The sequence below is a fragment of the Saccharothrix hoggarensis genome, from assembly GCF_042678885.1.
Taxonomy (GTDB): domain Bacteria; phylum Actinomycetota; class Actinomycetes; order Mycobacteriales; family Pseudonocardiaceae; genus Actinosynnema; species Actinosynnema hoggarensis.
In genome coordinates this window covers 19679-27005 of sequence record NZ_JBHTLK010000029.1, presented here as the reverse complement: position 1 = coordinate 27005, position 7327 = coordinate 19679, and the positions used below count along the sequence as shown (strand labels likewise).

The window sequence follows — 7327 nt, the reverse complement described above, 5'->3', positions numbered from 1 at the left end:
AGACGTCCGGCACGGAGACGTCCGGCACGGAGACGTCCGGCACGGAGACGTCCGGCGCGGCGGTGTCCGGCGCGGAGGTGTCCGGGCACGGCGCGGAGACCGTGCCGCGGGGTGGTCTGCGGGTGAGTGAGCTGGCCGCACGCCTCGGCGTCCGACCGTCCGCGTTGCGGGTGTGGGAGGCCGCGGGCCTGCTGAGCCCGCGACGCGACACCGACCGGCACCGCCGCTACGGCACGGCCGACGTCCGCGACGCGCGCCTGGTGGCGACCCTGCGCCAGAGCCGCTACCCGCTGCCCGCGATCAAGCCGATCATGGACCAGTTCCGCAGCTCGGGCGGCACGGAGGCGCTGCGTGCCGCCATCGCGTCGCGGGAGGCCGACCTGACCCGCCGGGACACCGCGATGCTCGAAGCCGCCGCCGCCCTCCACCGCTACCTCGCCTGGACCGCCGCCCGGGGGTGACGTGGCCTCACGAGGCAGGGGTGGTCAGACCGGCTTCGTGGGCGAGAATGGCGGCCTGGACGCGGTTCGCCACGTCCAGCCGCTGGAGGATGGTGCTGACGTGGGCCTTCACCGTGCCCTCGGCGACGGTGAGGCGGCGGGCGATGTCCTGGTTGGTGCGGCCCCCGCCGACCAGCGCCAGCACTTCGCGTTCGCGCGCCGTGAGGGCGGAGACGCGCCTGCGGGCTTCGTCGTAGCGGGCGAGGCGGCCGCCGCGCAGGTCAACCACGACCCGGTGGGCGATCTTCGGTCACGACGGACAGGCCGGGCAGACCGGTGTCCCGTAACGCTTCGGTCAGGTAGGCGTCGATGGCCTCAGCGGTCGGTTCCGCAGCGGTCAATTCGGCAGCGGTCGGTTCGGCGTGCGCGGCGGCGGGGAGGGGCGGCGTTAGGGCAGCCAGGGCGACGACCACGCCGATCAGGTGGGCTTTCACGGTGGTGAACCTAGGAATCGGCGGGGCGCCGGAACATCCGGCGACCGACCAGGGGCGCCCCTGACGAAAGTCGTAGACGGCTAAGGTCGCCGCATGCCGGGGCAGGTCGAAGCGGGGTTCCTGACCTCCATCGCGCGGTTCGCGGGGCCGGTCCGCGGCGTCGCCACCACGTTGATCAGCGTGTTCGGCCTGCTGTCCGTGCCGTCCGACGGCCTGGCGCCCGGTTTGGCGGTGCTCGGCCTGGTGGTGGCCTGCGCGGTGGCGGACTTCGGCGCGCCGCGGCTCGCCCTGGCGTTCTGCGTCGTGCGGGTGGTGGCGGTGTGCGTGGCGCACGAGTGGATCGGCGGCACGGACCAGTGGGCGCTCACCGTCCTCACGACCACGGCGATCACGCTGCAGTGGGAGTGGTCGCCGAAGGTGTCGGCGCCCGTGACGGTCCTCCTGCTCGCCGCGTACGTCGGGACGCTCGGCTGGGTCGGCACGGCGGTGCTGAGGGTCGTGGTCGAGTGCGTGCTGGCGCGGTTGGCGTTCGGGCTGGTGCGCCGCTCCACGCGCCGGGTGGACGGGCTCCGCGCCCGGCGGGCCGCGCTGGAGCGGGTGGAGGCGGTGGCGTTGGAACGGCGTGCCCGCGAGCGCGAGTACCTGGCGTTGCTGCACGACACCGCGTCGGCGACGTTCCTGGTGGTGGCGGTGAACGGGCGGGACGCCGACCCGGCCGAGGTCGCCGGGTACGCGCGCCGCGACCTCGACCTGTTGACGGGCGCCTCCGGCGAGCCGCGCGACAGCGTGGTGGACGTCGGCTCGTCGCTGCGGACGGTGGTGGAGCGCAGCCCGTTGGCCGTCGACGCGCGCTGGGACGCGGTGCTGGTGCCCGCGTCGGTGGCGTTGGCGCTGGTGCGGGCGCTGCGGGAGGCGTTGGCGAACGTCGAGCGGCACGCCGGCACCGGCGCGGCCGAGGTGCGCGTGACGGCACGGGGCGGCGGCGTGGAGGTGCGGGTGGCGGACACCGGTCCGGGGTTCGACGTCGGGGCCGTGTCCGCGCACCGGCGCGGCATCCGCGGCTCGGTGGTCGAGCGGATGGCGGCGGTCGGCGGCGGCGGCGAGGTGACGTCCGGGCCGGGCGGCACGACGGTGCGGCTGGTGTGGCCGCGTGGCTGACCGGGTCGTGCCGTCGGCCGTCGACGCCGAGGGGCACGTGTTCGCCAGCCTGCGGTTGGTGCTGCTGGGCGTCACGGCCCTGGTGCAGCCGACCCTGGGGGTTGGGCCTCTCCTGGTCCACGACCACCCCGCCGCGCTGGCCGCGTTCGCCGTCCCGGCGTTGGTGACGGCGTTGTGCGCGGTGTGGGTGCTGCGCCGCAAGCCGTTGCCGCCGCCGTTGGTGGTGGTCGGCGCGGTGGCGGTGCTCGCCGCGTCCGCGGTGGCCACCGACGTGTTGCCGCCGGACGCGCACTTCGGTCCGACGCACTGGTCGTTCGGCCTGGTCGGGTGGCACCTGCTGCTGTTGCTGCCGGACCGGGTGGCGGCGCTGCTGGCCGCGCAGGCGGCGCACGTCGCGATCAGCGTGACCCAGTGGCTGCTGGCCGGGACGCCGGACCGGGCGGAGGTCGGCGGCGCGGGGGTGGTGGTGCTGAGCGTGGTCAGCTTCCAGCTCGGCGTCCTGGTGATCTCCCGGGTGCTGGTCCGCGGCGCGCGCCTGGCCGCCGAGGTCGCCGCCGAACGGGAACGCGCCGCGACCAGGGCCGCGCTGGCCGAGCAGTGGGAACAGGACCTCCGGGCCGGGTTCGCCGGGCAGCTCGGCACGACGTTGCCGCTGCTGGCGGACCTGGCGGACGGCGTGCTGGACCCGCGGGCCGACGAGACTCGGCTGCGGTGCGCGCTCGCGGCCACCCAGCTGCGCCGCCTGTTCGCCGAGAACGACGACGTGCCGGACCCGCTGGTGCACGAGGTCACGGCCTGCGTCGACGTGGCCGAACGGCGCGGTGTCGTGGTGTCGCTCGCGGTCAGCGGCGCGCCGGTGCCGGTGCCGACCGACGTGCGGCGCGAGTTCGCCGGGCCGCTCGCGGTGGCGCTGGTCGCGGCCCGCGTGCGCGCGCGGGTCAGCCTGCTGCGCGGCGACGGCGAGGTCCGGGTGGCGGTGGTCGCCGACGCCGGCGTGGACGTGGGAACCGCGACGGGGCGGGTCGAAGTCGAATGCGGGACGTACGGTCGGCACACGCGGATGGAGGCCCGATGGCGGACGAGCTGAGCGCGGTGGTGATCGACGACCACCCGGCGGTGCGCGCGGGCGTCGCGTACTGGCTGTCGTCCGGCACTCCCCCGATCCGGGTCGCGGCGAGCGGCGAGGACGTGCGCGCGGCGTGGCTCGGCGAGGGCGCCCTGGCCGACGTGGTGATCCTCGACCTGCACCTGGGTCGTCCCGCGCCCGTGCTCGGCGACCTGCGCCGGTTGGTGGAGGCGGGCCGGCGGGTCGTCGTCTACTCGATGCGCGCCGACGACGCGATCGCGTTGCAGTGCCTGGAGCTGGGCGCGCTGTGCTACCTGACCAAGGCGGAGGGCGCGGACCACCTGGTGCAGGCGACCCGCGCGGCGGCCGAGGGGCGGCCGTACACGCCGCCGTCGCTGGCGGGCGCGTTGGCGGCCGACCGCTCCGACCACCGGCCCGCGCTGTCGCCGCGCGAGGCCGAGGTGCTGGTGGAGTGGTTCCAGTCGGAGTCCAAGGAGTTCGTGGCGCAGCGCCTGGGGATCTCGCTGAGCACGGTGAACTCGCACCTCGAACGCATCCGGATCAAGTACGCGCTGATCGGGCGCGAGGCGCCGACGAAGGCCGCGCTGGTGGCGCGGGCGATCCAGGACGGGCTGATCGGCGTGGACGACCTCTGATCGTGGCCGCGGACCGTGGTCGGCCGGTACCGTGGGCAGCACACCGCCTCCCTTCACCTCGTCGTGATCACCGGAGGTAGCCGTTCATGAGGTCTTCCTTACGCGTCGGCCACGTGCTGACCGCGGTCGCGCTGGCCGCGGGGCTCGTGGTCGCCCCGGCCCACGCGGCCGATCCGCCACCCGCCGCCGCGCCGCGCACGTCGGTGCGCGTGGACAACCCGTACGTCGGCGTCCGCGCCTACGTGAACCCGGAGTGGTCCGCCCGTGCCGCCGCCGAGGCGGGCGGCGCGGCCGTCGCCGGGCAGCCGACCGGCGTGTGGCTCGACCGGATCGCGTCCATCCACGGCTCGAACGGCCGCATGGGCCTGCGCGCGCACCTGGACGAGGCGCTGCGCCAGCGCGCGGGGGTCGTCCAGCTCGTGCTGTACGACCTGCCCGGCCGGGACTGCGGCCGGCTGTCCACCAACGGCGAGCTGGACGCGAGCGAGCTGCCGCGCTACAAGCAGGAGTTCGTCGACCCGATCGCCGCGATCCTGGCCGACCCGGCGTACGCGCGGCTGCGGATCGTCGCCGTCGTGGAGCCGAACTCGCTGCCGTTCCTGGTGACCCACACCGCGCCGCGGTCGTGGGCGACCTGGCAGTGCGAGACCGTGAAGGCCAACGGCGCCTACACCGGGGGCGTCGCGTACGCGTTGGCGAAGCTCGGCGCGATCCGCAACGTCTACAGCTACCTCGACATCAGCCACCACGGCGGCATCGGCTGGGACGAGGACCGCAAGCCGACGCTGGAGCTGCTGGCGAGGACGGCGCGCTCGGGCGGCGGGCTCGGCGCGGTGCACGGGTTCATCGCCAACACCGCCGACTACTCGGCGCTGCGCGAGGAGTTCCTCGTCAAGACGGTGATCAACGGGCAGCACATCCGGCAGAGCCGGTGGGTGGACTGGAACCCGTTCGTCGACGAGCTGTCCTTTGTGGACGCCTTCCGCGCGGAGGCGGTCGCGGCGGGCTTCGACCCGCGCGTGGGCGTGCTGGTCGACACCTCGCGCAACGGCTGGGGCGGTCCGAACCGGCCGACCGGGCCGGGCCCGGAGACGAGCGTCGACACCTACGTCGACACCAGCCGGGTCGACCGCCGGGTCCGGATCTACAACTGGTGCAACCAGACCGGCACGGGCCTGGGCGAACGCCCGGTCGCGGCGCCCCGGCCGAACGTCGACGCGTACGTGTGGATGAAGCCGCCGGGCGAGTCGGACGGCGCGTCCATCCCGCTGCCGATCGGCGACGAGAACCACAACCGGATGTGCGACCCGGACTACACCGGCTACCCGGGCGCGAGCCAGTACCCGACGGGGGCGTGGCGGAACGCGCCACCGGCCGGGCAGTGGCACTCCGAGCAGTTCCGGGAGCTGCTGCGCAACGCCCACCCACCGCTGTGACCAGGTTCGTTGCGGATAATCCGCCGGTGTCCGAGTAGGTAGGCTGGGGCCATGTCCGCCATGGCCCCGGCCCGCACCGAGTCCGACCTGTCCTTCCTCCTCGACCACGCCGGCCACGTCCTGCGCACGCGGATGGCGGCGGCGCTGGCCGAGATCGGCCTCACGGCGCGCATGCACTGCGTGCTCGTCCACGCCCTCGAAGAGGAGCGCACGCAGATCCAGCTGGCCGAGCTCGGCGACATGGACAAGACCACCATGGTCGTCACGGTGGACGCGCTGGAGAAGGCGGGCCTCGCCGAGCGCCGGCCGTCCAGCACGGACCGGCGGGCGCGGATCATCGCCGTCACCGAGAAGGGCGCGGAGGTGGCCCGGCGCAGTCAGGAGATCGTGGACGGCGTGCACCGGGCGGCGCTGGAGTCGCTGCCGAAGAAGGACCGCGATGCCCTCCTCCACGCGATGAACCTGCTGGTCACGGGCCACCTGTCGACGCCGGTCGCGGCGCCGCAGACGGCCCGCCGCGCCCGCGAGAGCACCAAGTGAGTCCGCACTAGATTGTCTGTAACAAAACTATCCGCTACGGTTGCTCCTGTCACCGCGGGAACAGGAGCCAGCCATGCCGTCGGATGTCGGAACCGACTCCGGAACACCCCTCGAAGCACCACGGGACACGCCTCGCGTGAACCGGTGGACCGCGCTCGCCGTGCTGTCCGCGGCGATGCTGATGACGATCCTCGACGGCAGCATCGTCACCGTCGCGATGCCCGCCATCCAGCGTGACCTGGGCTTCTCCCCCGCCGGCCTCAGCTGGACCGTCAACGCGTACCTGATCGCCTTCGGCGGCCTGCTGCTGCTCGCGGGCCGGCTCGGCGACCTGGTCGGCCGCAAGGCCCTGTTCCTCGCGGGCAACGCCGTCTTCACCGCCGCGTCCCTGCTGGCGGGCGCGGCTACCACGCCCGGCCTGCTGATCGCCGCCCGGTTCCTCCAGGGCGCGGGCAGCGCGATGGCCTCGGCGGTCGTGCTCGGCATCCTGGTGACCCTGTTCACCGACCCGGCCGAACGCGCCAAGGCGATCGGCGTCTTCAGCTTCACCGGCGCGGCCGGCGCGTCCCTCGGGCAGGTCCTGGGCGGTGTCCTCACCGACGCGCTGAGCTGGAACTGGATCTTCTTCATCAACCTGCCCATCGGCGTGGCCACCATCCTCCTCGCGGTCCGCGCGCTGCCGGCCGACCGCGGGGCGGGACTGGCCGCCGGCGCGGACGTGCTCGGCGCGGCGCTCGTCACCAGCGGCCTGATGCTCGGCATCTACACCGTGGTCAAGGTCGAGCAGCACGGCTGGACGGCGGCGCACACGCTCGGCCTCGGCGCGCTGTCGGTGGCGCTGCTGGCCGCGTTCACCGTGCGCCAGGCGACCGCGAGGACGCCGTTGATGCCGCTGCGCGTCCTGCGGTCCCGCAACGTCAGCGGGGCGAACCTCGTGCAGGTGCTCACGCTGTCGGCGATGTTCGCGTTCCAGATCATCGTCGCGCTCTTCATGCAGCAGGTGCTGCGCTACGGCGCGTTGGCCACGGGCCTGGCGATGCTGCCCGCGGCCGTCGCCATCGGCGGTGTGTCGCTGTTCCTCTCGGCCCGCCTGAACAACCGGTTCGGCGAACGCGCCGTGCTGCTGGCCGGGCTCGCGCTGCTGTTCGGCGCGATGCTGAAGCTCCGGACCGTCCCCGTGGACGCCGACTACGTCACCGACCTGCTGCCGGTCATGCTGCTGATCGCGGGCGGCGGGCTCGTGCTGCCCGCCCTGGCGTCGCTGGGCATGTCCGACGCCAAGCCGGACGACGCGGGCCTGGTGTCCGGGCTGTTCAACACCACCCAGCAGGTCGGCATGGCCGTGGGCGTGGCCGTCCTGTCCACGCTGGCCGCCGCCCGCACCGGGGAGGACCGCGCGGCGGGCGTCGCCGAAGCCGCCGCCCTCACCGCCGGGTACCACGTGGCGTTCACCGTCGCCGCCGCCCTGCTCGCCGCCGCGTTCGTCGTCACGCTGGTCGTCCTGCGCAAGCGCCCCGCCTGACGCCCTCCGGCAGGA

Annotated in this window: 8 protein-coding genes and 1 pseudogene; 7 read left to right on the top strand and 2 right to left on the bottom strand. The window is 74.2% G+C overall.

Translation table 11 applies throughout. The features are described 5' to 3' along the window. On the top strand, positions 1-461 hold a 461-nt coding region (locus ACFQ3T_RS08655; protein ID WP_380722102.1), incomplete at its 5' end, for a MerR family transcriptional regulator. 7 nt (positions 462-468) lie between these two features. Here the strand turns inward: ACFQ3T_RS08655 and ACFQ3T_RS08650 are convergent. Together ACFQ3T_RS08650 and ACFQ3T_RS08645 are read right to left on the bottom strand one after the other, a co-directional pair. Beyond that, positions 469-750: pseudogene (locus tag ACFQ3T_RS08650) on the bottom strand (response regulator transcription factor); the annotation flags it as partial. After that, positions 722-934, bottom strand: a complete 213-nt coding sequence (locus ACFQ3T_RS08645; RefSeq protein WP_380722100.1) for a hypothetical protein — start codon at positions 932-934, stop codon at positions 722-724. The pseudogene ACFQ3T_RS08650 and the gene ACFQ3T_RS08645, both read right to left, overlap by 29 nt. A 93-nt stretch (positions 935-1027) precedes the next feature. Between ACFQ3T_RS08645 and ACFQ3T_RS08640 the strand changes: the two genes are divergently transcribed. The 6 genes from ACFQ3T_RS08640 (at position 1028) to ACFQ3T_RS08615 (ending at position 7312) form a co-directional block, all read left to right on the top strand. After that, positions 1028-2092, top strand: a complete 1065-nt coding sequence (locus tag ACFQ3T_RS08640) for a sensor histidine kinase (protein ID WP_380722098.1) — start codon at positions 1028-1030, stop codon at positions 2090-2092. Then, positions 2085-3179 carry a hypothetical protein gene (locus tag ACFQ3T_RS08635; protein ID WP_380722096.1) on the top strand — a complete coding sequence of 365 codons (1095 nt, stop codon included), beginning with the start codon at positions 2085-2087 and terminating at the stop codon, positions 3177-3179. Before ACFQ3T_RS08640 ends, ACFQ3T_RS08635 begins: the two co-directional genes overlap by 8 nt. Further along, the gene (locus ACFQ3T_RS08630; protein WP_380722094.1) at positions 3164-3814 is read left to right on the top strand and encodes a response regulator; all 651 of its coding nucleotides are present in this window, start codon (positions 3164-3166) and stop codon (positions 3812-3814) included. Before ACFQ3T_RS08635 ends, ACFQ3T_RS08630 begins: the two co-directional genes overlap by 16 nt. A gap of 86 nt (positions 3815-3900) precedes the next feature. Next, positions 3901-5250 carry a glycoside hydrolase family 6 protein gene (locus tag ACFQ3T_RS08625; protein WP_380722092.1) on the top strand — a complete coding sequence of 450 codons (1350 nt, stop codon included), beginning with the start codon at positions 3901-3903 and terminating at the stop codon, positions 5248-5250. 51 nt (positions 5251-5301) lie between these two features. Then, a complete protein-coding gene (locus tag ACFQ3T_RS08620; RefSeq protein ID WP_380722088.1) occupies positions 5302-5790 on the top strand; it encodes a MarR family winged helix-turn-helix transcriptional regulator in 489 nt (162 codons plus the stop codon). Between the two features lie 136 nt (positions 5791-5926). Next, the gene (locus tag ACFQ3T_RS08615; protein WP_380722086.1) at positions 5927-7312 is read left to right on the top strand and encodes an MFS transporter; all 1386 of its coding nucleotides are present in this window, start codon (positions 5927-5929) and stop codon (positions 7310-7312) included. Positions 7313-7327: the final 15 nt, after the last annotated feature.

Bases quoted from the DNA above. Each gene is read 5' to 3' on its own strand.
- ACFQ3T_RS08630 (WP_380722094.1), top strand. From the start codon at position 3,164: ATGGCGGACGAGCTGAGCGCGGTGGTGATCGACGACCACCCGGCGGTG.
- ACFQ3T_RS08625 (WP_380722092.1), top strand. From the start codon at position 3,901: ATGAGGTCTTCCTTACGCGTCGGCCACGTGCTGACCGCGGTCGCGCTG.
- ACFQ3T_RS08640 (WP_380722098.1), top strand. From the start codon at position 1,028: ATGCCGGGGCAGGTCGAAGCGGGGTTCCTGACCTCCATCGCGCGGTTC.
- ACFQ3T_RS08620 (WP_380722088.1), top strand. From the start codon at position 5,302: ATGTCCGCCATGGCCCCGGCCCGCACCGAGTCCGACCTGTCCTTCCTC.